Origin of the sequence: Falsirhodobacter algicola (assembly GCF_018279165.1) — a bacterium.
In the GTDB taxonomy this organism is placed as follows: domain Bacteria; phylum Pseudomonadota; class Alphaproteobacteria; order Rhodobacterales; family Rhodobacteraceae; genus Falsirhodobacter; species Falsirhodobacter algicola.
Window position 1 is genome coordinate 42,662 of record NZ_CP047290.1, and the last position, 25,721, is coordinate 68,382.

20 protein-coding genes are annotated in these 25,721 nt (G+C 71.2%); 8 read left to right on the forward strand and 12 right to left on the reverse strand.

Translation table 11 applies throughout. The annotated features are described in order from the left end of the window. Positions 1–3 precede the first annotated feature (3 nt). Positions 4–843 (reverse strand): glucosamine kinase nucleotide-binding domain-containing protein, encoded by an 840-nt coding sequence (locus GR316_RS11675; RefSeq protein WP_211785315.1) that lies wholly within the window; start codon positions 841–843, stop codon positions 4–6. Between the two features lie 122 nt (positions 844–965). Next, positions 966–2,726 (reverse strand): SLC13 family permease, encoded by a 1,761-nt coding sequence (locus GR316_RS11680; protein ID WP_211785316.1) that lies wholly within the window; start codon positions 2,724–2,726, stop codon positions 966–968. A 123-nt stretch (positions 2,727–2,849) separates the two neighbouring features. On the opposite strand from GR316_RS11680, the gene GR316_RS11685 reads away from it, so the two are divergent. Both GR316_RS11685 and GR316_RS11690 read left to right on the forward strand, forming a co-directional pair. Further along, complete coding sequence (locus GR316_RS11685; protein WP_211785317.1) at positions 2,850–3,122, forward strand: hypothetical protein; 273 nt, start codon at positions 2,850–2,852, stop codon at positions 3,120–3,122. Further along, complete coding sequence (locus GR316_RS11690; protein ID WP_211785318.1) at positions 3,115–4,806, forward strand: NAD(P)/FAD-dependent oxidoreductase; 1,692 nt, start codon at positions 3,115–3,117, stop codon at positions 4,804–4,806. The genes GR316_RS11685 and GR316_RS11690 overlap by 8 nt, the downstream gene beginning before the upstream one ends. Positions 4,807–4,815: 9 nt before the next feature. Here the strand turns inward: GR316_RS11690 and GR316_RS11695 are convergent, their stop codons facing one another. Both GR316_RS11695 and GR316_RS11700 read right to left on the reverse strand, forming a co-directional pair. Next, positions 4,816–7,293, reverse strand: a complete 2,478-nt coding sequence (locus GR316_RS11695; RefSeq protein WP_211785319.1) for an ABC transporter permease — start codon at positions 7,291–7,293, stop codon at positions 4,816–4,818. Continuing rightward, the gene (locus GR316_RS11700; RefSeq protein ID WP_211785320.1) at positions 7,290–7,952 is read right to left on the reverse strand and encodes an ABC transporter ATP-binding protein; all 663 of its coding nucleotides are present in this window, start codon (positions 7,950–7,952) and stop codon (positions 7,290–7,292) included. Before GR316_RS11700 ends, GR316_RS11695 begins: the two co-directional genes overlap by 4 nt. On the opposite strand from GR316_RS11700, the gene GR316_RS11705 reads away from it, so the two are divergent. Next, positions 7,951–8,634: an arylesterase gene (locus GR316_RS11705; RefSeq protein ID WP_211785321.1), complete on the forward strand. Its 684-nt coding sequence runs from the start codon at positions 7,951–7,953 to the stop codon at positions 8,632–8,634. The genes GR316_RS11700 and GR316_RS11705 overlap by 2 nt on opposite strands. Here GR316_RS11705 and GR316_RS11710 read toward each other — a convergent pair. The 5 genes from GR316_RS11710 to GR316_RS11730 are packed head-to-tail and all read right to left on the reverse strand — an operon-like array spanning position 8,621 to position 14,411. Beyond that, positions 8,621–9,391, reverse strand: coding sequence for an ABC transporter ATP-binding protein (locus GR316_RS11710; protein ID WP_211785322.1), 771 nt, complete (start codon positions 9,389–9,391; stop codon positions 8,621–8,623). The two genes, GR316_RS11705 and GR316_RS11710, sit on opposite strands and share 14 nt — an antisense overlap. Beyond that, a complete protein-coding gene (locus GR316_RS11715; protein ID WP_249218859.1) occupies positions 9,388–10,362 on the reverse strand; it encodes a FecCD family ABC transporter permease in 975 nt (324 codons plus the stop codon). Before GR316_RS11715 ends, GR316_RS11710 begins: the two co-directional genes overlap by 4 nt. Continuing rightward, positions 10,359–11,345 (reverse strand): FecCD family ABC transporter permease, encoded by a 987-nt coding sequence (locus tag GR316_RS11720; protein ID WP_249218860.1) that lies wholly within the window; start codon positions 11,343–11,345, stop codon positions 10,359–10,361. Before GR316_RS11720 ends, GR316_RS11715 begins: the two co-directional genes overlap by 4 nt. Beyond that, positions 11,342–12,328 (reverse strand): iron-siderophore ABC transporter substrate-binding protein, encoded by a 987-nt coding sequence (locus GR316_RS11725; RefSeq protein WP_211785324.1) that lies wholly within the window; start codon positions 12,326–12,328, stop codon positions 11,342–11,344. Before GR316_RS11725 ends, GR316_RS11720 begins: the two co-directional genes overlap by 4 nt. 7 nt (positions 12,329–12,335) lie before the next feature. Next, positions 12,336–14,411 carry a TonB-dependent siderophore receptor gene (locus tag GR316_RS11730; protein WP_211785325.1) on the reverse strand — a complete coding sequence of 692 codons (2,076 nt, stop codon included), beginning with the start codon at positions 14,409–14,411 and terminating at the stop codon, positions 12,336–12,338. A 188-nt stretch (positions 14,412–14,599) separates the two neighbouring features. On the opposite strand from GR316_RS11730, the gene GR316_RS11735 reads away from it, so the two are divergent. From GR316_RS11735 to GR316_RS11755, 5 genes are all read left to right on the forward strand, one after another. Then, positions 14,600–15,670, forward strand: a complete 1,071-nt coding sequence (locus GR316_RS11735) for a type III polyketide synthase (RefSeq protein WP_211785326.1) — start codon at positions 14,600–14,602, stop codon at positions 15,668–15,670. Further along, positions 15,667–16,401, forward strand: a complete 735-nt coding sequence (locus tag GR316_RS11740) for a methyltransferase domain-containing protein (RefSeq protein WP_211785327.1) — start codon at positions 15,667–15,669, stop codon at positions 16,399–16,401. Before GR316_RS11735 ends, GR316_RS11740 begins: the two co-directional genes overlap by 4 nt. Then, the gene (locus GR316_RS11745; protein WP_211785328.1) at positions 16,385–17,479 is read left to right on the forward strand and encodes an FAD-dependent monooxygenase; all 1,095 of its coding nucleotides are present in this window, start codon (positions 16,385–16,387) and stop codon (positions 17,477–17,479) included. The genes GR316_RS11740 and GR316_RS11745 overlap by 17 nt, the downstream gene beginning before the upstream one ends. 48 nt (positions 17,480–17,527) lie before the next feature. After that, positions 17,528–19,675, forward strand: a complete 2,148-nt coding sequence (locus tag GR316_RS11750) for a histidine kinase dimerization/phosphoacceptor domain -containing protein (RefSeq protein ID WP_211785329.1) — start codon at positions 17,528–17,530, stop codon at positions 19,673–19,675. A 104-nt stretch (positions 19,676–19,779) separates the two neighbouring features. Next, complete coding sequence (locus GR316_RS11755; protein ID WP_211785330.1) at positions 19,780–21,042, forward strand: MFS transporter; 1,263 nt, start codon at positions 19,780–19,782, stop codon at positions 21,040–21,042. On the opposite strand, the gene xdhC is transcribed toward GR316_RS11755, so the two are convergent. Genes xdhC through GR316_RS11770 form a run of 3 tightly spaced genes read right to left on the reverse strand, consistent with a single transcriptional unit; the run spans position 20,973 to position 25,649 of the window. Next, entirely contained in the window at positions 20,973–21,935 is a 963-nt protein-coding gene (gene xdhC / locus GR316_RS11760; protein ID WP_211785331.1) for a xanthine dehydrogenase accessory protein XdhC, read from the reverse strand. The genes GR316_RS11755 and xdhC overlap by 70 nt on opposite strands. Further along, complete coding sequence (gene xdhB, locus GR316_RS11765; protein WP_211785332.1) at positions 21,928–24,309, reverse strand: xanthine dehydrogenase molybdopterin binding subunit; 2,382 nt, start codon at positions 24,307–24,309, stop codon at positions 21,928–21,930. Before xdhB ends, xdhC begins: the two co-directional genes overlap by 8 nt. Next, positions 24,306–25,649 (reverse strand): xanthine dehydrogenase small subunit, encoded by a 1,344-nt coding sequence (locus GR316_RS11770; protein WP_211785333.1) that lies wholly within the window; start codon positions 25,647–25,649, stop codon positions 24,306–24,308. The genes xdhB and GR316_RS11770 overlap by 4 nt, the downstream gene beginning before the upstream one ends. Positions 25,650–25,721: the final 72 nt, after the last annotated feature.

Sequence of the window (25,721 nt, forward strand, 5' to 3'; positions counted from 1 at the left end):
CGACTAGCGCCGGGCCGCCATCTCCCGCGCGATCGCCAGCGCCCCATCGAGCGGGCGGCCCGCGGGCGGGCGCAGCGCGGCGGCAAGGTCCGGCCCCAGATACGGCGCGAAGGCGGCGGCGATCCCGCCCGTCAGGCACAGGGCCTCCGGCGGGCGGTGTCCCAACCGGGCCAAGGTGCGGGCGATGTGATCCGCCCCCGCGCGCAGCACCTCGGCCCCGGTGGCGGTGGCGCCCGTCACCTCGGGGGCGAGGGCGGCCATCGCCTCGGGCGGGGCGGTGCGGGCGAAGGCGACGATGCCCTCCGCGCCGCCGAACCGGTCCAACAGCGCCTGCGTCAGCCCGTCCTGCGGGCGCAGACCGTCCACGACCTCCAACGTGCGGGTCAGGGCCTCGCGCGCGATCCAATGGGCAGAGGCCTCATCCCCGAGGACCGACCCCCAGCCGCCCACCAGCCGAACCGCGCCCTCCGCGCCGCAGATCCCGATGAACGATCCCGTCCCGCAATGGGCGACCGCGCCCGCCGCCGTGCCAAGCGCGCCGCGCACGGCGGCCGGGCGGTCATCCTCCACGGCCAGCACCGGGACGGGCAGGGCGGCCGCCACCTCCTCCGCGATCCGGGCCGAGATGCAGCCCGCCAGCCCCAGATAGGCCGGCGCCACCGCGCCCGCCCGCGCCGTCAATTCCCCCAGCCCGGCCACGAGGCGGCGCAGCGCGCCCGCGCGGTCGGTGGCGACGTTGGTGGGGCCGATCTCCATCTCGATCCGTCCATCGAAGGACAGACGGCAGCGCGTGCCGCCGCCATCGACCGCAATCACCGGCCCGCCGTCCCGTCGCTGCCCCATCGGCATGATCCTTCCCCCAAAGGTGTTCGGCGCGCGGCATAGCGCAGGCCGCGCGGCACCGCCAGCCGTCGGACCATCGCGCCGCCATAGTCAGGATTATGTGTCCTTGCGCCGTTCCACGCCTATCCCCACACCACAAGGATCAGCGGCACCCCCACCAGCACGACCAGAAGCGACAACGGCGCGCCCAGCCGGGCGTAATCGCCGAACCGGTACCCGCCGGGGCCCATCACCAGCGTGTTGCACTGATGCCCGATCGGCGTCAGGAAATCGCAGCCCGCGCCCACCGCCGTCGCCATCAGAAAGGCGTCCGGCGCAAATCCCAGATCGCCCGCGAAGGTGGCGGCGATCGGGGCCATCACCAGAACCGTCGCCGCATTGTTCAGGAACGGTGTCACCGCCATGGCCGCCACCATGATCATCGTCAGCGCGCCCCAGACGGGCAGACCCGTCGCCGTCTGCGACAGCCATGTGCCGATCAGATCGGTGCCGCCGGTGGTCTGCAACGCCTCGCTCACGGGGATCAGCGCGCCCAGCATCACGAGGATCGGCCATTCCACCGCCGCATAGGCGTCGCGCGGGCTGATCGCGCCCGTCGCCATCATCAGCGTCGCCGCGCCGAAGAAGGCCACCGCCACCGGCAGCACCCCCGCCGCCGTCAGCCCCATCGCGGCCACGAGGATCACCAGCGGCAGCACCTCGGCCCGGACCCCGCCGAGGCGGATGCTCCGCTCGGCCAAGGGCAGCAAGCCAAGCGCATCCATCGCCTCGGGCAGCACCGCCGCCGGGCCCTGTACCAGCAGCACATCGCCCCCCGTCAGCACCGTATCGCCCAGCCGTTCGGTCATCCGGTGGCGCGGGCGCGAAATGGCGATCACGTTCACCCCGAAGCGGCCATGCAGCGCGATCTGCACCGCGCTCTTGCCGATCAGCACCGATTGGGGCGTGACCACGGTTTCCACCATGCTCAGCGCCTCGCGGGGCGGGGTGTGGCCCTGCCGCGCCAGATCGAGGCCGCCGACCTTCACCGCCCGCTCCAGCGCGTCCGGCTCGCCGCGCAAGAGCAGCGCATCCCCCGGCTCGATCCGCGTTTCGGGCAACGTCACCCCGCGCCGCACCGCCCCGCGCACGAGGCCCGTCACCGCCAGCCCGCCATCCACGAGGCTCAGGAACTCGGCGACCGAGCGGCCCGCCGCCTTGGCGCCTTCGGGGACATAGGCCTCGGTGTTGTAATCGCTGATGCCCACCGCCTCGTCCAAGGTGGGGGCCGCGCGCCGATCCGCCGGGATCAGCCGATAGCCGACCTGCAGGAACAAGAGCCCCGTCACCGCCAGCCCGATCCCCACGGGGGCATAGTCGAACATGCGGAACGGCTGCCCCGTCAGATCCTCCCGCACGCGGGAGACGATGATGTTCGGCGATGTCCCCACCAGCGTGATCAGCCCGCCCAAGAGCGATCCGAACGACATCGGCATCAGAAACGCCGAAGGCGACACCCCCGACCGTTTGGCCATCTTGAACGAGGCCGGGATCAGCATCGCCAACGCGCCGATATTCTTCACTAGCGCCGCCAGCACCGTCACCGAACTGACCAGCACCGTCATCTGCCAGCGCACCGTCGTCACCCGGCGCACCACCCAGCGGATCACCGTTTCGATGATGCCCGACCGCGCGATCGTCGCGCTGACGACGAGGGCGCTGCCGACGATGATCACGATGTCGTCGCTGAACCCGGTGAAGGCGTCCTCGGGCTTCACCGTGCCGGCGGCCAACGAGGCGACCAGCGCCAGCATCGCCACGAGGTCGTAACGAAGCCGCCCCCAGATGAAGAGAAGCATCATGCCCCCCAGGATCAGGAAGGACAGAAGCTGCGGCTGCGTCATGCGGGTTTCTCCGAGGGGTCCTGCGCGAACGCCGGGCCGCGCCGGCGGTTCCGCGCGCCCCTCATTGGACCGCGCCCCCACGCCGACCTAGATCCCCGACATCAGAGCAGGAGGACCGGACCCATGACGCAGACCGAGGACACCACCATCGACCGGCTGGAGGGCTTGCTGATCGCCCATCGCAAGATTCTGGCCGAACTGATCGCCACCGTGCAAAAGCTCGATCCCGCGCTGGCCGAACGGCTGGACGATCATTCCGTCCTGCATGACGGACAGGAGGATCCGGGCGCGGTGCCGACCGACGGCGTCGCCATCGAACTGGCCAGCGCCGAAGAGACCGAGCGCGTGATGAGTCTGTCGCGCGTTGCCCGGCAGACCGAGGGCGGCGATGACTGATCGCCCCCGCGTCGTCATCGTCGGGGCCGGGTTCGGGGGGCTGGCCTGCGCCCGCGCCCTCGGCGGCAGCGAGGCCGATGTGCTTGTGCTCGACCGGCGCAACCACAGCCTCTTCACGCCGCTGCTCTATCAGGTGGCAACGGCGGCGCTGTCGCCCTCGGACATCGCCGAGCCGATCCGCAAGGCGCTCGGCCGCTGGTCGAACCTGCGGGTGGAACTCGCCGAGGTGACGGGCATCGACACCGCCGCCCGCCATGTGCAGCTGAAGGACGCGCCGCCCGTGCCCTTCGATCATCTGGTGATCGCCACCGGCTCGGATTACGACTATTTCGGGAATGACGACTGGCGCATCCATGCGCCGGGCCTGAAGACGGTGAACGAGGCGCGGGTGATCCGCCAGCGCCTCCTTCTGTCCTACGAGCGGGCGGAGATGACCGAGGACCCGGCGCTGCGCCGCGCGCTGCTGACCCATGTGGTGATCGGCGGCGGCCCCACCGGGGTGGAGATGGCGGGCGCCATGGTGGAACTCGGCCGCGAGATCATCGCCCGCGATTTCCGCCGCCTGCGCCCCGAGGATCTGAACGTCGTCCTGATCGAGGCCGGGCCGCGCCTTCTGACCGCCTTCCCCGAGGATCTGGCCGATTACGCCCTGCGCAGCCTGCAGGACCGGGGCGTGGATGTCCGCATCGGCTGCCGCGTAGAGGCCATGGACGAGGGCGGGGTGATCGCCGGGGGCGAACGGATTCCCACCGGCTGCATCGTCTGGGGCGCGGGGGTGCGCGGGTCGAACGCGGCCCAGTGGCTCGGCATCGCGCCCGAACGCGGCAACCGCCTGCCCGTCCGCCCCGACATGACGATCGAGGGATTTCCCGGCATCTACGCCCTCGGCGACACCGCCGCCCAGACGGGCGCGGATGGCCGCCCCCTGCCCGCGCTGGCGCAAGTCGCCAAGCAGCAGGGCCAGCATCTGGGCCGCAACCTGCGCGCCCTGATCGCGGACGGCACCCCCCTCGCCCCCTTCCACTTCCGCAACCGGGGCAACACCGCGGTGGTGGGCCGCAACGCGGCGGTGTTCGATTTCGGGCGGCGCAAGCTGCGCGGCCATGTGGCGTGGTATCTGTGGGCGCTGGTACATGTCTATCTGTTGGTGAACACGGAAAAGCGCGTTCTCGTCAGCGTGCAATGGCTCTGGACCTATCTGACCGGACAGCCCGGCGCCCGCCTGATCGACGAAACGGCGCCGAAGGTGCCCGTGCCGCGGGAACAGCCCGCCGCCCCACCCGTTGACCCCCCAGCAGAACACGAGGAGAGCATCATGGACGACGATCGCGTCTGGTCATTCGAACGCGGCCTCTGGCAGGCATCCGAAGACCGTTATCACGAACGGGTCGATCCCGAATGCGTCATGGCCCTGAGCCGTGCGCCGCACCTGTTCCAAGGCAAGGACGCGCAGGACGCCGTCACCGGCACCCCCGCATGGGACGAGGTGTCCTTCTCCGATCAGGTGGTGTCCCGCCCGCAGGAGGGGTTGATCGTCGTCGGCTATCACGTCCGCGCGCAAAAGGGCGAGACGCTGTACAAGGCGGCCTGCACCTCGGTCTATCGCCGGCGCGAGCATGAGGACTGGACCGTCGTGCAGCACGCGCAGGTCGCCCTCGATGCCGAAGACCGGGCCGCGGGATAACCCCCGGCCTCAGTCCCCGCCCCGCAGCACCCGCGCGGGGCGGGCCGACAGCGGCGCCCACACGAAGAGCGCCCCCGCCGCCAGCGTCGCGGCCACGCCCCCCGCCACGATCACCGCCGCCGATCCCGGCGCAAAGGCATAAGAGCTGTGCATGACGAAGGTCATGACTGCCCAGCCCGCCGCCGCGCCTGCCGCGACCGCGATCAGCCCCCCGACCGCCCCCATCAGCGCCGAACGCAGCACGAAGCCCGCCAGAATGCGCGCCCGCGTCGCCCCCAGCACCTTCAGCACCGCCGCCTCGCGCACCCGCGCGCCGGTTCCGGCCGCCGTCGTGCCCAGCAGCACCACGATCCCCGTCAGAAGGGTGATCGCCGCCGCCGCCCGCGTGGCGGTTGCCACGCTGTTGAGCGCCTCGGCCACGCGGGCGATCGCATCGCCCACCGCGATCGCCGTCACGTTCGGGAAATCGCGCCCCAGATCGCGCAGCAGCGCATCGTCGCGCCCCGGCGAATAGACCGTCGCGATCGAGGTATGCGGCGCCCCCGCCAGCGCCTGCGGGTTCATCATCATCACGAACCCCATCCCGGCATCCGAGAAATCCACGTCCCGCAGGCTCGTCAGCTCCGCCTCGATGTCGCGGCCAAGGATGTTGACGGTGATCTTGTCGCCCAAGCTCAGGCCCATCTCGCGCGCCTCTTCGGCGGCAAAGCTGATCTGGGGCGGGCCGGTATCGCCCGCGGGCCAGCTCGTCCCCTCCACGACATCGGGGGCGGTGTCGGCATAGGTCACGCCCCGGTCGCCGCGCAGCACCCAGTGATCGCCCGCCACCTCGCGCGCGGGGCGGCCGTTGATCCGCGTCAGAACCCCGCGCAGCATGGGGGCGTGGTCCACACGCTCCACCTGCGGATCGCCCTCCACGCGGGCCAGAAATCCGTCGAGTTGGTCCGGCTGGATATCCACGAAGAAATAGGAGGGCGCGCGTTCGGGCAGGTCCCGCTCGATCGCGGTGCGCAGGTTGGTGTCGATCTGCCCGATCGCCGCCAGCACCGACAGGCCAAGCCCCAGCGACAGGATCACGGGCCGCGTCTCGCTTCCGGCGCCAAGCCCCGCCAGCGCCATGCGCAGCGACGGCCCCCGCGCGCGGCGCGCCATGCGCCGGGCCAGCGCCTCCACCCCGCGGGCGGCTGCGGCCAAGAGCAGCATCGCCGCCACCAGCACCGCCGCCGCACCAAGCGCAAGGCCCGGCATCCCCGACAGCCACACCGCCCCGCCCACCAGCACCGCCGCCAGCACCACCAGCGCCAGCGCGGCGCGGCGCGGCACGCCGCCCTCCGCCCCGCGATAGAGCGCCGCCGCCCGCAGCCGCGCCGTCCGCGCCAGCGGCCAAAGCGTGAAGAGCGCCGCCGTCATCAGCCCGTAGAACGCCGCCTCGGCCAAGGCCTGCGGTGCCACCCCGAAGGCGATGGGGAACGGCAGCAGCGGCACCACCCACGGCGCCGCCATCAGCGGCAGCGCCGTGCCGAGGATCAGCCCCGCCGCAACGCCCAGCACCGCCAGAAGGCCGATCTGGATCCCATAGCTGGCAAGGATCAGCCGCCCCTCGGCGCCCAAGGTGCGCAGGGTCGCGATCGTCGCCGTCTTGCGCGCCAGATACGCGCCGACCGCCGCCTGCACGCCGATGCCGCCCACCGCCAGCCCCGCCAGCCCCACCAGCACGAGGAACGCCCCCGTCCGGTCCACGAACCGTTCCACCGAAGGCGAGGGGCGGCGGCTGTCGCGCCAGCGCAGCCCGGCATCGCGGAACTGCGTCTGCGCCCGCGCGCGCAGGGCATCGAGATCCGCCCCCGCCGCCAGCTTCAGGCGGTAGTCGCTGTCGAACACCGTGCCCGGCGCCAGAAGGCCGCTGCCCTCCAGCCCCCGAAGCGAGGTGACGGTGCGCGGCGCAAGCTGGAACCCGCCCGAGGCGGTGTCCGGCTCGCGCATCAGCCGCGCCGTCAGGCGGAACTCCCGCTCGCCAAGGGTGAAGGTGTCGCCCACCTCGATCCCCAGCCGCGCGGCAAGGCCCGGATCCATCACCGCGCCAGGCAGATCCGTCACCGCCAGCGCCTCGTCCACCGGGATCGGCGGGTCCAGCACCGCCTGGCCGATCAGTGGCCAGCCGTCATCCACCGCCCGCAATTGCGTCAGAACCCGCTCCTCGCCCGCGCCCGCCATGGACCGCAGATCCACCGTTTCGGACACCTGTTCGGCGATCTCGGCCATGAAGGCCCGCTCCGCCTCCGAGGCGAGGCGGTAGCTGAAGCTCATCTCCGCATCGCCCCCCAGCAGCGCCGCGCCCTGTTCGGTCAGGCCCCGGTCGATGGCGGCGCGGACGGTGCCGATGGCCGCGATCGCCGCCACGCCCAGCATCAGGCACAGCAGAAAGACGCGAAACCCGCCGATACCGCCGCGCAATTCGCGGCGGGCGATGCTCCACGCCATCCTCATGCGATGCGCCCATCGGCCAGACGCACCACCCGGTCGCACCGCTCGGCGAGTTCGGGGGCATGCGTCACCAGCACCAACGTCGCGCCCCGATCGCGCAGCCCGAACAGAAGCGTCATGATCGCCTCCCCCGTCGCGCTGTCGAGATTGCCCGTCGGCTCGTCGGCCAGCAGGATGTCGGGGCGCGGCGCCCAAGCGCGCGCCAGCGCCACGCGCTGCTGCTCGCCGCCCGACATCTGGCGGGGGTAATGATCCAGCCGGTGCGAGAGGCCCACGGCCTCCAACTCCTCGGCGGCGCGGCGCGCGGCCTCCGGCCGGCCCGCCAGTTCCAGCGCCAGCGCCACGTTCTCGCGCGCGGTCATGGTCGGGATCAGGTGGAAAGACTGAAACACGACCCCCATATGTCCCCTGCGAAAGCGGGCCAGCCCATCCTCATCCATCGAGGTCAGGTCTTGGCCAAGCGCGCGCACCGAGCCCGAGCTGGCCCGTTCCAGCCCGCCCATCAGCATCAGGAGCGAGGATTTCCCCGATCCGGACGGCCCCACCAGCCCAAGGCTTTCGCCGCGCGCCACCGACAGGTCGATGCCGCGCAGGATCTCCACCGGGCCGGCATTGCCGTCCAGCACCAGCTCCGCCCCGCGCAGTTCAAGGACCGTTTGCATGAAGATCTCCCAACTATCCGCCCTCGGTTGTAACCTTCCGGCGACGCTCCGCAATGCCGGCGCGGCGCTTTGCCTCGTCGCGCTGCCGGTGGCGGCCGAACCGCCGACGGTGGTGGCCCTCGGCGACAGCCTGACGCAGGGCTACGGCCTGCCCGAGGGCGACGGCTTCGTTCCGGTCCTGCAGGACTGGCTGAACCAGCATGGGACCGAGGCCGAGATCGTCAATGCGGGCGTGTCGGGCGACACCACGGCGGGGGGGCTGTCGCGCATCGATTGGGCGCTCGTGCCCGAAACCGATGCCCTGATCGTGAACCTCGGGGGGAACGATCTGCTGCGCGGGCTCGATCCCGCGCTCAGCCGCAGCAATCTCGATGCGATCCTGACCAAGGCCGATGAACGGGGGCTGCCGGTCCTGCTGCTCGGGCTGCGCGCGCCGGGCAATTACGGCCCCGCCTTCCAGCAGTCCTTCGATGCGATGTATCCCGACCTCGCGGCCCAGCACGACACGCTGCTGATCGCCGATTACCTCGGCCCCATCACGGCGGGCGACCGGCTCGATCCCGATTTCGTGCAGCCCGACGGCATTCACCCCAATGCCGAAGGTGTGAAGCGCCTCGTGGAGGTGGTCGGCCCGGCGGTGGAGGAGCTTCTGGCCCGCGCCGCGCCCGTCACGCCGGAATGACCATGGGCGTGCCCGCCACCGGGTCGGGCCGCACCACGGCGTTCAGCCCGAAGGCCTGCCGCAGCGTTTCGGGCGTGATCACCGCCTCGGGGGGGCCGGCCGCCACCAGTCCCTCGGGGCCGAGCAGCACCAGATGATCGGAGAACCGCGCCGCAAGGTTCATGTCGTGCAGCACGCTGACCACCGTCAGCCCGCCCTCGCGGTTGCGGCGGCGCAGCAGCGACAGCACCTCCAACTGATGCACGAGGTCGAGGAAGGTCGTCGGCTCGTCGAGCAGCAGCATCTCCGGGGCCTGCGCCAGCACGAGGGCGATCCATGCCCGCTGGCGCTGCCCGCCCGACAGCTCGTCCAATGGGCGGTCCGCCAGCGCGGTCATCCCCACCGCCGCCAAGGCCGCCTCGCAGGCGCGGGCATCCTCGGGGCGCCACGGGCTCAGCAGGCCGCGCCACGGAATGCGGCCCCGGCGCACCAGATCGCGCACCAGAATCCCCTCCGGCGCGACCGGGCCCTGCGGCAGGATCGCCAGCCGCCGCGCCAGCGCCCGCGTGTCCATCCGGCGGATGTCCTGCCCGTCCAGCAGCACCTCGCCCGCCGAAGGGCGGATCAGCCGCGCCAGCGCCCGCAGCAGCGTGGACTTGCCGCAGCCGTTCGGCCCGAGGATCGCCGTCACCCGCCCCATCGGGATCTCCAGATCCAGATCGCGCAGCACGGGGCGGCCGTCATAGCCGAAGCTCAGCTTGCGGGTGCACAGGGTCATAGGCCGCCATTCCTCATCTCGCGCGACAGGCGCCACAGAAGATAGGGCGCGCCGAGGATGCCCGTCGCCACCCCCACCGGAAGCGAGGCCCCCGGCACCGCCATCTGCGCCGCCAGATCGGCCAGCACGAGGATCACCGCCCCCGCAAGCGCCGCCGCCACCAGCCGCGCGCGCAGCCCGCGCGCCCCGGCGATGCGCATCCCCGTCGGCGCGGCCATCAGCGCAACGAAGGGCACCGGCCCCACCACGGCCACGGCCGCCGCCGCGAGCAGCACCGCGATCACCGCGATGGCCGCCCGCGCCTGCCCCGCCCGAATGCCAAGGCCGGTGGCCAGATCCGGCCCGAGTTCCAGCGCCTCCAGCGGGGCCTGCCGCGCCAGCGCCAGCACCGCCAGAACCGCCAGCCCGGCCCAGACCTGCGCCGCATGGCCCCATGCCCGCGCATTGAGCGATCCCGTCAGCCAGCGCTGCGCATCCGCCGCCTCGTTCACCGGCAGCACCAGCAGCACGAACGAGGACAGCGCCGTGCAGGCGAACCCGATCCCCAGCCCCACCAGAACCAGCGTCAGCGGCGGCGTCGCATGGCCCGGACGCCATGACAAAAGCCCGACCGCCACCGCCGCCACGAGGCCCCCCACCGCCGCCACCGCCGGGATCGGCAGCGTCAGCCCCCCCGCGACGGCCAGAAGGATCGCCAGCCCCGCCCCGGAGGTGAACCCCATCAGATCCGGCGAGGCGAGCGGATTGCGGAACAGCGCCTGAAACAGCGCCCCCGACAGGCCGAGCGCCGCGCCCGCCCCCACCGCCGTCAGCGCGCGCGGCGCGCGGATGGTGCGCAGCACCAGCCCGCCGACCCCCTCGCCCGTCAGCGCGCCCTGCAGCAGCGCCGCCGGCCCGATCATCAATTGGCCGATCATCAGGCTGGCCAGAACCGCCGCCAGAAGCGCGAGGGGAAGCACCGCCGCCCTCATCGTGCGGCTCCGGGGCGCACGCGCCGCGCCAGCCATACGAAGACCGGCGCCCCCAGCAGCGCCGTCATGATCCCGGCGCGCACCTCGGTCGGGGCCACAACCAGCCGCCCGAGCGAATCCGCCGTCAGCAGAAGCGTCGCCCCGATCGCCGCCGCCGCCAAAAGCTGCGCCCGCAGCCCCGCACCCGCGACGCGCCGCGCCATCGGCGGCACCACGAGGCCCAGAAAGGCGATCGGCCCGGCCAGCCCGACCGCCGCCCCCGTCGTCAGCGTCACCGCCAGAAGCGCCGCCGCCTGCACCCGGCCGGGCCGCGTTCCCAGCCCGCGCGACAGCGCATCGCCGAGCGACAGTGCCTCGATCCGCGGCGCGGCCGTCAGCGCCGCCAGCCCCCCCGCCGCCGCCAGCAGCGCCATCGCCCCCATCGGGCGCGCCACCGCCTCGGACAGCGATCCGACCACCCAGAAGCGGAACATCTCCAGCGAATCCCGGCGCAGCAGCACGATCGCGGAGACGAGCGACAAGAGCATCGCGTTCAGCGCCGCCCCCGCCAGCGTCAGCCGCACCGGCCCCGCATCGCCGCGCAGCCCGCCCCCCAGCACGAAGACCAGCGCCGAGGCCGCCGCCGCCCCCGGCAGCGTCATCAACGCCGCGCCCGCCGCATCCGGCAGCCCCAGCAGCATCCCACCCAAGAGCAGCGTGAACGCCGCCCCCGCATTCACCCCAAGGATGCCGGGATCGGCCAGCGGATTGCGGGTGATCGCCTGCATCACGGTCCCCGCGACGCCAAGCGCCGCCCCCGCCACCAGCCCGGCCGCCAGACGCGGCAGGCGGATCTGCAGCGCCGTCACATGCGCCGCATTCGTCGGGTCATAGGCGCTCAGCGCCGCCAGATAGTCCGAAAGCGGCACCGCCCGCGCCCCCGCCATGAGCGAGCCGAGCGCCGCCAGCACCAGCAGCAGAAGAACCGCCAGTCCCCGTATCACGGAACGAGGCCGGCTTTCTGCGCCGAGGGGACCACCGTTTCGGGGCGCCCGTCCAGCGCCAGCACGATCTCCCCCTCGATCCAGTCCAGCGCATAGGGCATCGACAGGACCGAACCGAAGGACAGCGCCCCCGCCCGCAGATCGTCGGCGAAGATCTCGCGTCCCTCTTGGACGGCCTTCAGCGTCTGGCGCATCGCAAGGCCCGCCACATCGCCCGCGCGCCATGCCGACGAGATCCAGACGATCAGATCGGCATCCAGCGGCGACAGATCCTCGGGGGAAAGGGTGGTGTAGAAATCGCCCCCCTCGCGCGCCCGAAGCGCCGGGGTCGGCTGAAAGCCGAGTTCCGCCAGAAACTGCGCGCGCACGTCATTGCCGAGATAGGCGCCGGTCTGCCCGCCATCCTGCCATGCCATGACGGCGGTGCGGCCCGCCCAGTCCGGATGACGATCCCGGATCGCGGCAAAGCGGTCCTGAAGGGCGGAAACGGCCGCCTCGGCCGCATCCTCGCGGCCCACGGCGCGCCCGATCATCCGCGTCTCCGCGTCCCACGGCATGCCATAGGTGGAATATTGCGGCTCCTGCATCACCACGGGGGCGACGCGGGACAAGAGCGCGAATTCGGCCTGCGACAGCCCCGAGCCGGAGGCGATGATGAGGTCGGGGGCAAGGCCGGCGATCGCCTCCACCGACACCTCGCCGCGCATCACCTCCGGCGTGGCATCGCCCAGAAGCGGCTGCGCCCAAGGCCAGACGCCATAGGGCTGATCGCCGAACCAGTCGCGAATGCCCACCGGCACCACGCCAAGCGCCAGAAGCGGGTCCTGCGTGTTGAACCCGGCCGAAACGACGCGGCGTCCCGGTTCCTTCAGGACCGTATCGCCATAGGGCCCGGTGAAGCGCAGCGCCCCGCCCTGCGCCAGCACCGCCGGTGCCGCAAGGGCCGAGGCCGCACCGGCCAGAAATCCGCGTCGTCCGATCATACTCGCCTCACCAAGTGTAGCGCAGCGTCGCAGAGACCTCGCGCCCCTCGCCACGGTAGTAATTGCCCGAATAGCTGTAGGAGCCGATATAGGACTTGTCGAACAGGTTGCTCACATTCGCCTGCAACTCGACATTCGGGGTGATCTGGTAGGTCGCCGCCGCATCGAACAGCGTGCGCCCGCCGACCTTGTATTCGTTCGCCTCATCCGAATAGGTCGCCGAGACATAGCGCCCGCCCAGACCGAAGGTCGTCTCGCCCCAACCCGCGCGCGCCGGCAGCGTGTAGTTCCCCCAAAGAGAGACGATATTGCGCGGCACGAAGATCGGGCGGTTGCCCTCATTGCCGGAATCGCCGTCCTCGGTGATCTCGCCATGCCAGTAGGACCACGAGGCGGTCATGGCGAAGGCGTCCGTCAGGCGGCCCTTGGCCTCCAGCTCGAAGCCCTGCACCTCGATCTCGCCGGTCTGCACGATCTGCCCCTCGACGGTGGAGGAGATGTTGGTCTGCGTCAGATCGAAGGCCGAGGCGGTGATCAGAAGATCGGTGCCGACGGGGCGGTACTTCACCCCGATCTCGTACTGTTCGCCTTCCTTGGGATCGTCGTCCACGGCAAAGCTGTTCGGCTCGAAGCTCTCGGAATAGTTGGCATAGACCGACAGGCCGGGCGTCGCCTTGTAGGTCAGACCCACGCGCTTGGTGAAGGCGGAATAGGACACCGTCTCCTGCTCGTAGTCGGAGTTGAAGCCCGTCAGGTCCACATTGTCGTGGCGCCCGCCGAAGGTCAGGATCCAGCGGTCGGCGAAGGTCAGCTCTTCCTGAAGGTAGATGCCGCGGCTGTACTGCTCGGGCTGCCACGGAAGGTAGGAATAGAGCGCGATGCTGTCGCGGCCCGAATAGACCGGATCATCCGCATCGATCCCCGGCGCGGTGCCGTAATAGCTGTCCTCGTCGGCATGGATCCAGTCGTATTGGAAGCCCGCCAGCGTGCGGCTTTTGACCTGACCGAAGGTCGCGTCGTATTGAAGCTGCGTATCGACCGCGAACTGTTTGGATTCGCCATAGACCGCAAAGGCCGAACGCCCGTCCTCGGACGCGCCATAGACCTGTTCGTAATCCAGATCGATATTGGTGTAGCGCGCCGTCTGCCGCAGCGACAGCCCGCCGCCGAAATCATGGGCGAAGGAATAGCCGTAGCTGCGCTCGGTCGTGTCGAAGCGGTTGAAGTCCGGCTCTCCGAGGAAGACATCGCTGTCCAGATCGAACCCGTCCGGCAGATCGCCCGTGCCCGGAACCCCCTCGCGGCGGTTGTAATCGAGCATGAAGGTCAGCTCCGTCCGGTCCGACGGGCGATAGCTGAGCGAGCCTGCGACATAGCGGCGGTCGTCGTTGGAATAATCCGTGCCGAGATCGCCTTCCTGCGTCTTGGTCACGATCCGGTAGCTCCAGACCCCGTCCGCATCCAGCACATCGCCGAAATCGGCCCCGACCTCGGTCGAGTTGGTGCCGACGGTCGTATAGACCTCGCCGAAGCGGTAGGGTTTCGGCGTCTTGGTCACGGCATTCACCAGCCCGCCCGGCGCGTTCAGACCAAAGAGCGAGGAGTTCGAGCCCTTCAGCACCTCCACCCGCTCGAACCCGTAGGGCTCGCGCGGGGCGAAGGTCCAGCCGAAGCCGCGCACCGGCAGCCCGTCGCGATAGGTGCCGAGATCCAGTTCGAGGAACCCGCGGATGCGGATGTAGTCGTAGCGGTCGTCGCCCCCGCCATATTCGTCGGTCAGAACGCCCGCCGAATAGGACAGCGTCTTTTCCAGCGTGTCGGCGTTGCGCATGCGGATTTCCTCCGCCGTCACCACGGACACGGCGGCCGAACTGTCGAGGGCCTCCGTCTGCATCTTGCTGCCGGAGGTGGCGCTGGTGGCAAGGATCGCCGTGTCGTCCGATGTCCCCTCGACCACGATCGGGGCCAGCGCCGTCTCCTGCGCGTGCAGCACCGCCGGGATCAGCGCGGTGCCGACCGTCAGGGCGGCGATGAGGGACCGGGGGCGGTCGATCGCGGGGGATTTCAGGCGGAACGGGTGCATCTGTGGATCCTTGTCATGGCGATCCGATCCATGGCAAGGCGCGCACGCAGCTGTGATCGGCTTTCCGAGTGAAATAGTCGTGAATTGCGCCGGGGTTCAAGCGCTTTTCGGAGGCGATCCGCAGACCGTTGCGGAACCGCCGCACCCCCGCGCGCGTTGGGGGCGGAATACGTCAGGATCAGGACCTCATGGCCGCAGCCCATCTGAACAGGATCAGCACGGCCGTTCCCGATCACGACGTCCATTCCGTCTTCATGGGATTTGCCGAACGGGTGCTGCGGCAGGACGGCAAGCACGCGCTGTTCCGGCGCATGGCCGCGCGGGCGCAGATCGAACATCGCTGGTCCTGCCTGACGCCCGCCGGCGATGGCCAAGGCGCCGCCCTCGACCGCGAGGGGTTCTACACCGCCGGCCGCTTTCCCCCCACCGCCAGCCGGATGCGCCGCTTCGAGGCCGCCGCCCCCCGCCTTGCCGAACGCGCCGTGGCGGGGCTGAACCTCGAGGCGCCGGAGGGGATCACCCATCTCGTGACGATCTCCTGCACGGGGCTGTTCGCGCCGGGGATCGATTTCCATCTGATGCGCCGCTTCGGGCTGCCGGGCAGCGTGGCGCGCACCTCGGTCGGGTTCATGGGCTGCTATGCCGCGATCAACGGGCTGCGGCTGGCCCAACAGATCGTGAACGCCGATCCGGCGGCGCGGGTGCTGCTGGTCAGCCTCGAACTCTGCACGCTGCATCTGCAGGACACGCATGATCTGGAACAGGTGCTGTCCTTCATGATCTTCGGCGACGGATGCGCCGCCGCCCTCGTCACCGCCGACGCCGAGGGGCTGGCCCTCGACGGCTTCACCTCCATCCTCGTGCCGCAGACCGAGGGGCACATCACATGGGGGATCGGCGATCAGGGCTTCGACATGGTGCTGTCGGGGCAGGTGCCGGGCAGCATCGGGCAGTTCCTCGGCCAGAACCGCGGGCAGGTGATGCCCGAGGATGCGGCGCGGGAAACGACGCTCTGGGCCGTGCATCCGGGCGGGCGGTCGGTGCTGGACGCGGTGCAGCAGGCCTTCGATCTGCCGCCCGAGGCCCTTGCCCATTCGCGCGAGGTGCTGCGCGCCTTCGGCAACATGTCCTCGGCGACGGTGCTCTTCGTGCTGGCGGCGATGATGCGCGATCCGGCCACCCGCGCCGGACAGACCGGCTGCGCCATGGCCTTCGGCCCCGGCATCGTGGCCGAAACGATGCGCTTCTCCGTCGCATGACCGCGCGGCCCGATTTCTCGCGCCGCTCGGACCGGGCCGAACTGATGGACGGGCCCTGCGATTACGCCACCTTCCGCGGCTGCCTCGTCGATCTGGCGCGGGTGAACCGCCTGACGCTGGCCTATCGCCCGACGCTGGCCTTCTTCGAACGCCTGCGCCGCGAAGGGCGCCTGCCGCAGGGCCGCCCCTTGCGGGTGCTGGATGTCGGATCGGGCTATGGCGACATGCTGCGCAAGGTCGCGGATTGGGCGCGCGGGCATGGGGTGCCGGTGGCGCTGACGGGGATCGACCTCAACCCCTTCGCCGCCCGCGCCGCCGCCGAGGCCGCGCACTCGGATCCCCCCATCACATGGCGCACGGGCGACGCCCTCGACCTGCCCGAGAGCGAGCCGGTGGATGTCGTCCTGACGGCCCTCGTGGCCCATCACCTGCCCGACGCGGCGCTGATCCGGTTCCTCGCATGGCAGGACCGCACCGCCCGGATCGGTTGGTTCGTGAACGATCTGCACCGCCACCCGCTGCCCTATCACGCCTTCGGGGCGGGGGCGCGGATGCTGCGGATGCACCCCTTCGTGCAGCATGACGGCCCCGTCTCCATCGCGCGGGGCTTCGTGCGCAGGGATTGGCAGCGCCTTCTGGCAGAGGCCGGGGTGACGGGCGCCGAGGTCGAAGGATGGGTGCCCTTCCGCCTTTGCGTCGCGCAGGTTCGGGGCGATGACGCAAGGCTGTGACATCGTGGTGGTGGGGGGCGGCCCGGCCGGGGCGCATGCCGCCACCCGCCTTGCCGCCGCCGGGCGCGAGGTGGTGGTGCTGGAACGCAGCACCGGCCCGCATCAGAAGATCTGCGGCGAATTCCTCAGCCATGAGGCGATCTTCTATCTGAACCGCCTCGGCATCGACCCGGCGGCGATGGGGGCGGTGCCGATCCGCAGCGTCGCGCTGCTGCGCCGCGGGGCGCAGATCGCAGCCCCCCTGCCCTTCGCCGCCGCCAGCCTGTCGCGCCTGCGTCTGGACGAGGCGCTGCTGACCGCCGCCGCCGCCGCCGGGGCCAAGGTCCGGCGCGGCTGCCGCGTGCGCGCCGTCCGCCGCGCGGGCGCGGGCTGGCAGGTCGATGACGGCGGCGCGGGCCTTGCGGCGCGCCATCTGCTTCTGGCCACCGGCAAGCACGATCTGCGCGGCTGGCGCCGCCCGCCCGGCACCCAGCCCGACCTGATCGGCTTCAAACAGCGGTTCGGCGGCGGCCCCGTCACCGACCGGGTGGAGCTGTGCCTCTTCGACGGCGGCTATTGCGGGATCGAACCGGTGGAGGATGGCGCGATCAACGTCTCGCTCCTGATCCGGCAGGGGCATTGGGCGCGGCTCGGATCGTGGGGGGCGCTGTGGGATCATCTGCTGACTTCCAACCCCGCCCTCGCCCGGCGGATGGAGGGGGCGGTGCCGCTTCTGCCGCGCCCCTTGTCCATCGCCGCGATCCCCTATGGCCATGTGCGCCGGCGCAGCGCGGGGGCGTGGCATCTGGGCGATCAGGCCGCCGTCATCCCCTCCTTTGCCGGGGACGGGATCGCGATGGCGCTGCACAGCGGCGCATTGGCCGCGCGCCATCTGATCGGGGGCGACGGCCCCGACCGGTTCCAGCGCGCCTTCGCCGCCGATGTGGGCGGGCCGGTGGCGCGGGCCACGCTGATCTCGCGGATGCTGGCGCGGCCCGCGGCGCAGGGGCCGCTGGCGGGGCTGGCCCGGCGCTGGCCGGGGCTGATGACGCGGATCGCCGCCAGCACCCGGATTCCCGCCGATCGGCTTGTCGTATGACCACCCCGGCCTTGTATCCACCGCCCCCCTCATGCCATATCTGCCAGCATGGATGACCCGCAGCACAGCGCCCTTTCCGCAGGGGCGCCGGACCCCGATCTTCTGACGGCCTGCGACCGCGAACCGATCCATGTGCCCGGGGCCATTCAGCCCCATGGGCATATGATCGTCGCGGATGAACGCACGCTGCGCGTCGTCGGCCGTGCCGGGCTTCCCCATCCCCGGCTCGATGCCGCGATCGGCCAGCCCCTCGCCACCGTCCTCGGCCCCGACCTCTGCGCCCGCCTGCAGGATCAGGAGGATCGCCTCGCGGTTCCCGGCGCGCTGCATCTGGACGGATCGTCCTGGGACGTGTCGGCCTTCCGTTCGGGCGACCGGCTGGTGATCGAACTCCTGCCGCAATCGCAGCAGGTGGTGCTGGATGCCGGTTTTCTGGCCCGGCTGGATCAATACGGCACGGCGCTGGAACGCGCGGCGTCCTTCGCCGAACTCTTCCACAAGGCCGCGGAGGCGTTCCGCCAGATGACCGGCTTCGACCGCGTCATGGTCTACCGCTTCGTGGAGGAGGATGCCGGCGTCGTCGTGGGCGAAAGCCTTGCGCCCGGCATGCCCGGCTTCATGAACCACCACTTCCCCGCCGGGGACATCCCGCGTCAGGCCCGCGCGCTCTATGTGCGCAACCGGGTGCGCGTGATCGCCGACATCGGCTACACCCCCCAGCCCCTGCGCGGAGAGGAGGACCTTTCGGGCCTCGATCTGACCGATTCCGCGCTGCGCAGCGTCTCGCCCGTGCACATCCGCTATCTGCACAACATGCAGGTGGGGGCCTCGGCCTCCATCTCCATCGTGAAGGACGGGCTGCTCTGGGGGCTGATCGCCTGCCATCACCGGGTGCCGCGCGATCTGCCGCTGGCGACGCGGCTGGCCTGCCGCGCGCTTTCCACCGCGCTCGCCCGTCAGGTCCGCGCGCGCGAGGATGCCGACCTTTACCGCGCACGCATCCGCCTGCGCACCCAAGAGGATGCGATCCTCAGCCAGCTCGGCTCCGACCGCACCCTCGGCGCCTTCTTCGCCGAGGCCGGGCCGAAGATCGCCGCGCTTCTGAACGCCGACGGTTTCGCCGCCGTGCAGGGCGGCGATCTGTTCGCGACCGGCCATTGCCCCGACGCGATCGACATCCGCGCCTTGGCCGATCATGTGCGCCTGCCCGCCGCCATGCGCACCTTCGCCACGAACCAGCTGGAACGCGACTATCCCGCCGCCGCCGAGTTCCGCGCCACCGGCAGCGGCCTCGTCGCCGTCACCATGTCCACCGAGGTGCCGACCATCCTGATGTGGTTCCGGGCCGAGCATCTGCAGACCGTCATCTGGGCCGGCAACCCGCACAAGGACATTCCCGCCGACCCCGAGGCGCAACTCAACCCCCGCACCTCCTTCGCCGAATGGAGCGAGCAGGTCAGCGGCCGCGCCCGCCCCTGGAGCCATGCCGAAGAAGAGGCCGCCGGCCGCATCGTCCGCCTGATGCTGGAGGCGCGCAACAACCGCCGCGTGCGCGAACTCAACCACGAGATCGCGACCACGCTGAAGGAGAACGAAAGCCTCCTGCGCCAGAAGGACTTCCTTCTGCGCGAGGTGAACCACCGCGTGCAGAACAGCCTGTCGCTGGTCGCGGCCTTCCTGCGCATGCAATCGCGCGAGGCCCCCGAAGAGGTGCGCACCCACCTCGCCGCCGCCGAAAGCCGCCTGAAGGCCGTCAGCCTCGTGCATCGGCGCCTGCATCAGAACGACAGCGGAGAGATCCTCGACCTCGCCCGCTACCTCGAGGATCTGTGCGACGATCTGCGCGAGACGCTGGGCCGGGGCTGGGGCGACATGCTCGACATCAGTCCGACGCCGATCCTGATCGCGACCGACCGCGCCATCAATGTGGGCCTGATCGTGAACGAGCTGGTGACCAACGCCACCAAATACGCCTATGGCGACGGCGTCGGCCCCATCGGCATCGTGCTGGAGCAGTATCGCGACAGCTTCCGCCTGATCGTCGCCGATAACGGCGTCGGGCGCGACGGCGCGGTGCGCGGCACGGGCTTCGGCTCGCGGATGCTGGGCGCGCTGGTCGAGAGGCTGAACGGCCATCTCGACATGGAGGACAACCAGCCCGGCACCCGCGCCATCCTGACCGCCCCCATCCGCTAGGCCCGCCTGCGACATAATTCGTGCTTTCCCAAAGGCCCACCGGCATGGCATGCCGGATGCCACCCGTGATTGTGCACGGGATCGCCGCCGGAAGGGAACCGACCGTGACCACAAGCCCCGCCACCTCCGCCTTCGGCCCGACGGCCGGACGGGTCGTGATCCTGTGCTGGATCGCCATCATCCTCGACGGGTTCGACCTTGTCGTGCTGGGCGCGGTGATCCCGACGCTCACCGGCGGGGCGATGCCCTTCATGACCGGGACCGAGGCGACCTTCATCGCCACCATCGGCCTTGTCGGCATGCTGTTCGGCGCGCTCGGCATCGGCGCTGCGACCGACCGGATCGGCCGCCGCCGCGCGCTGATCGGCGCGGTGGGCGCGTTTTCGGTGCTGGCGGCGCTGTGCGGCCTTGCGCAGACCCCGGCGCAGCTTGCCACCTTCCGCTTCCTTGCCGGGGTGGGTCTGGGCGGCTGCCTTCCCATCGCCATCGCCATGGCCTCGGAATTCTCGCAGGGGCAGGCCGGGCGCGCGGCGACGCGCGTGATGACGGGCTATCACATCGGGGCGGTGGCGACGGCGCTGCTCGGTCTCGTGCTGCTGCCGCTGACGGGCTGGCGCGGGATGTTTCTGGCCGGGGCGCTGCCGGGCCTTGCGCTGGTGCCGCTGATGCTGCGCCATCTGCCCGAAAGCCCGGCCTTCCTTCTGGCCCAAGGCCGCCGCGCCGAAGCCGAGGCCATCGCCCGCAGCCAAGGCATCACCCTGACCGAGCCGGAGACCGGGCCGAAACCGTCCATGCGCACGCTGATCGCGCCGGGCTTCCTGCGCACGACGCTGGCGATCTGGCTGACCTCGTTCATGGGGCTGCTGCTCGTCTATGGGCTGAACAGCTGGCTGCCCGCGCTGATGGTCGCGGCCGATTACGGGCTGGAACGGGGGCTGTGGCTGCTCCTGCTGCTGAATGCCGGGGCGATCTGCGGGCTGTTGGTCGCCGGTCAGGTCGGCGACCGGATCGGCCTGCGCCGCGCCACGATCCTGTGGTTCGCGGCGGGGGCGGTGCTGCTGGCGCTGCTGTCGTGGAAGATGCCGGTCGCGCTGCTCTATCCGGTGGTGTTCCTGACGGGGGCGCTCGTCTTCTCGGCGCAGGTGCTGGTCTATGCCTTCACGGCGCAGCGTTATCCGGCGGCGATCCGCGCCACCGCCATCGGCATGGCGGCGGGCGTCGGACGGCTGGGCGCGATCGCGGGGCCGCTGATCGGCGGCACGCTGGTGGCGATGGGCATCGGGCACCCGTGGGGCTTTTACGCCTTCGCGGTGGTCGGCTTCCTCGGCGCGCTGGCCATGTGCCTGACGACCTCGCCGCGGCGCTGATCCTGCGCCCCAAGGCCGCCGCGCAGCCATGCGGCGGCCACACCGACCGCGATCTGCTGGGGATGCTTGCCCAAGGCCGGATCGCCGATCGGGCAGGCGATCCGGTCCGGGTCCTGCCCAAGGGCCATCAGCCGCCGCCGGAACCGCGCCCATTTCGTGGCCGACCCGATCAGCCCCGCCGCGCCGAACCCATGCGCCAGCAGCCGGTGGCAGATCTCCAGATCGAGCGCGTGGGAGAATGTGAGCACCAGATGCTCCGCCCCCGCCGGCGCATGCGCCACGAGCCGCGCCGGATCCTCGGCCCAGATCGGGGTGACGCCCTCCGGCATCGTCGCCGGGAAACGGTCGGCAGCGGTATCGACCCATGTGATCGCCACCCCCGGCAGCGGCGCGATCACCCCCACCAGCGCCCGGCCCACATGGCCCGCGCCCCAGATCCACAGCGGCCGGTCCGCATGGGCCACCGGCTCCACCATCCATTCGCCGATCAGGTGCGGCTCGGGCCGCACGCCCCGGCGCGCCTGCGCAAGGATGCGGCGCACCGCCAGCGGCATCGCCCCCGGCCCGCGCGCGATCACCGGGCCGTCCAGATCCACCTGCGTGAACACCTCGCTGAGCAGCGTCACCGCCCCGCCGCAGCATTGCCCCAGCCGGGGGCCAAGGGGCGTGCGGGCCAGCCGCGGGGCGCGGCCCGCGCGCGCCAGCGCGATCGCCTCCCATTCCAGCGCGCCGCCGCCGATCGTCCCCTCGGTCCCGTCCGCCCAGACCAGCATCGCCGCCCCCACCTCGCGCGGGGAGGAGCCGTCATGCGCCGCGATCACCACCCGCGTCACCCGCCCATGGCGGGCGACCGCGCGGCCCAGCCCCTCCAGATCGAAGCCGCGTTCAGCCATGACGATGCCGCGCCACCGCCGCCAGCACCCGTTCCGGCGTCGCGGGCGCATCCAGTTCGGGATAGCGCGTGCCGCAGGCCGCCACCGCATCCGACAGCGCCATGAACGCCGAAATGCCCAGCATGAAGGGCGGCTCGCCCACGGCCTTCGACCGGCCCACCGTATCCTCGGGGTTGGGGCGGTTCCACAGCGCCACGCGGAAATCGCGCGGCCGGTCCGAACAGGCCGGGATCTTGTAGGTGGAGGGGGCATGCGTGCGCAGCCGCCCCGCCTTGTCCCAGACCAGTTCCTCCGTGGTCAGCCAGCCCGCGCCCTGCACATAACCGCCCTCGATCTGGCCGATATCCAGCGCCGGGTTCAGCGAGGTGCCGGTGTCGTGCAGGATGTCCGTGCGCAGGATGCGGTTCTCGCCGGTCAGGGTGTCGATCACCACCTCCGTCACCGCCGCGCCATAGGCGAAATAGAGGAAGGGCCGCCCCTGCCCCCGCAGCCGATCCCACGAGATCTTGGGCGTGCTGTAGAACCCCGTCGCCGACAGCGACACCCGCGCCTGATAGGCAAGGGCGGCGGCCTCGGCAAAGCTCAGATTCTCGGCCCCGGCGCGCACCCGGCCCCCGGCGAACACCGCCTCCGCCCCGCCCGCACGGGCCGAGATGACGGCCCCGATCCGGGCGCGCAGCGTCTCGCAGGCGGCCTTCACCGCCATCCCGTTCAGGTCCGATCCCGACGACGCCGCCGTGGCCGAGGTGTTGGGCACCTTGCCCGTATCGGTCGCGGTGATCTTCACCTGCAGGATGTCGATGGCAAAAACCTCCGCCGCCACCTGCGCGACCTTCTGGAACAGGCCCTGCCCCATCTCGGTCCCGCCATGGTTCAGATGGACCGAGCCGTCCTGATACACATGCACCAGCGCCCCGGCCTGATTGAGCCATGTGAGCGTGAAGGAGATCCCGAATTTCACCGGCGTCAGCGCGATGCCGCGCTTCAGGATCGGGCTGTCGCGGTTCCATGCGGCAATGGCGGCCCGCCGCGCGGCGTAATCGGCGCTCTGCTCCAGCGCGGCCACCAGCTCATGGCCGACGAAATCCTCCACCGGCATGTGGTAGGGCGTGGTCTGCGCGTCGCCCGCGGGCGGGCGGGGGGCGGGATGCTCCACCCCTTCGGCCCCGCGCGAGGTGAGGTCTGCCCCCACCGCCCCCTCGGCCGCGCCGGCCTGCGGGGGGGGCGGCGGCGCATGGCCCGCCGCGCGGTAGAAGTTGGCCCGCCGCACCTCCAAGGGATCGCGGCCAAGGGCATGGGCGATGTGATCCATCACCCGCTCGATCCCGATCATGCCCTGCGGACCGCCGAAGCCGCGATAGGCGGTGGCCGATTGCGTATGCGTCCGCAGCCGGTGGCTCTCGATCCGCACCGCAGGCAGCCAATAGGCATTATCGGCATGCAGCATCGCCCGGTCCGCCACCGGCAGCGACAGATCCTGCGCCCATCCGCAGCGGAACAGGTGCCGCATGTCCAGCCCGAGGATGCGGCCCGCGTCGTCGTATCCGACGCGGTACTCGATCCGCAGATCGTGCCGCTTGCCGGTGATCGTCATGTCGTCGTCGCGGTCATAGCGCATCTTGCAGGCGCGCCCCGTGGCCCGCGCCGCCAGCGCCGCCGCGATGGCCAGCGCGTTGCCCTGACTTTCCTTGCCGCCGAAACCGCCGCCCATGCGCCGCACCTCCACGCGCACGGCATGCATCGGCACGCCAAGGGCATGGGCGACCTTGTGCTGCACCTCGGTCGGGTGCTGGGTGGAACTGTGGATCACCATGTCCCCCCCTTCCTGCGGCAGCGCCAGCGCCACCTGCCCCTCGAGGTAGAAATGCTCCTGCCCACCGACCTCCATCCGCCCATCGAGCCGGTGCGGCGCCGCCTCCAGCGCCGCCATCTCGCCGCGCTGCCAGATGACCGGACCCGCCTCGAACCGGCTGCCTGCCGCCAGCGCCTCGTCCACGGTCAGGATCGCCGGGCGTTCGCGATATTCGATGCGCCCAAGGCGCGCGGCGCGGCGCGCGGCCAGATGGCTTTCGGCCACCACGAGGAACAGCGGCTGGCCGACGTAATGCACCTGCCCCATCGCCAAGAGCGGCTCGTCATGCACCGAAGGGGAGCAGTCGGGCATCGGATCGAAGCCCTCCAGCACCGCCACCACGCCGGGCGCGGCGCGCACCGCCGACAGGTCCATCGCGGTGATGTCGCCATGGGCCAGCGTGGACAGTCCGAAGGCCAGATGCAGCGTGTCCTGCGGCACCGGAATATCGTCCACATACCGCGCCTGCCCCGTCACATGCAGCGGCGCGGCGTCGTGGGGAAGCGGCTTGCCCCGGCTCATGGCGCCACCTCCAGCACGGAAACGGGCGTTCCCGCACGCTCGTGCCAGTAGCGGCGCAGCAGGTTGCCCGCCACCTCCAGCCGATAGGCGGCGCTGGCGCGCATATCGCTCAGCGGGGTGAAATCCTCGGCGAAGGCGGGCAGCACCGCCTCGATCGTCGCGGCGGTCCATGGGCGGCCCATGAGCGCCGCCTCCACCGCCGCCGCGCGTTTGGGGATCGCGGCCATGCCGCCGAAGGCGATGCGCGCGCCTTGCACATGCCCGTCCTCCACCGTCACGTTGAACGCCCCGCACACCGCCGAGATGTCCTGATCGAACCGCTTGGAAATCTTGTAGCAGCGCAGATCCGGCGCGGTTTCGGGGATCGTCACCGCCTCCACGAACTCTCCCGGACGGCGGTCCTGCCGGCGGTAATCGAGGAAGAACGCCTCCAGCGGCATCTGCCGCCGTTCCGCGCCCTGCCGCAGATGCAGCACCGCGCCAAGCGCGATCAGCGCGGGCGGCGTGTCCCCGATGGGCGAGCCGTTGGCGATGTTGCCCCCGATCGTGGCGGCGTTGCGGATCTGGGTGCTGGCAAAGCGGCGCAGCAGTTCGGCCAGCGCCGGATGCGGCCCCGCCATCGCCTCGCGCAGCGCGGCCATGGTCACGCCCGCCCCGATGCGCAGCCCGTCCGGGCCTGCCTCGATCCGGCGCAACTCCTCCACCGGGCCGAGGAAGATCACCGGCTCCAGATCGCGCAGCTCCTTCGTGGCCCAAAGGCCGACATCCGTCGCCCCCGCCACCAAAAGCGCGTCCGGATGGGCGGCATAGGCCGCGGCCAGATCGTCCAGCCCCCGCGGATGCAGCCGCACCTGCGCCGCATCGTCGAGCCATGGGGCGGCCGGCTCCTCGGCGGCGGCCTCGGCGGCGCGGATGATGGGGGCATAGCCGGTGCAGCGGCACAGATTGCCCGCCAGCACGTCGTCATGGTCGCGCCGCCCCCGCGCATGGGCCGCCGCCATCGACATCACGAAGCCGGGCGTGCAGAACCCGCACTGACTGCCATGATGATCGACCAGCGCCTGCTGCACCGGATGGGGCGCACCGCCCGGCGCGGCGATCCCCTCCACCGTGCGGACGGCCTTGCCCTGAAGCTGCGGCAGGAACAGGATGCAGGCGTTCAGCGCGCGCGGCCCGTCCGCATCCGTGACCATCACGGTGCAGGCGCCGCAATCGCCCTCGTTGCAGCCCTCCTTGGTGCCCTTCAGCCCGCGCTCCTCGCGCAGCCAGTCCAGAAGCGTCGTGGTCGGCGGGGCATCTAGCCGGACCTCCGCCCCGTTGAGGTGGAATGCGATCTCCATGATCGTAACCTGCCGCGGTCTCTGCGTTGCTTGGGACCGATCGTCCGGCGCGCGGTCCCTGCCCGATGCGGC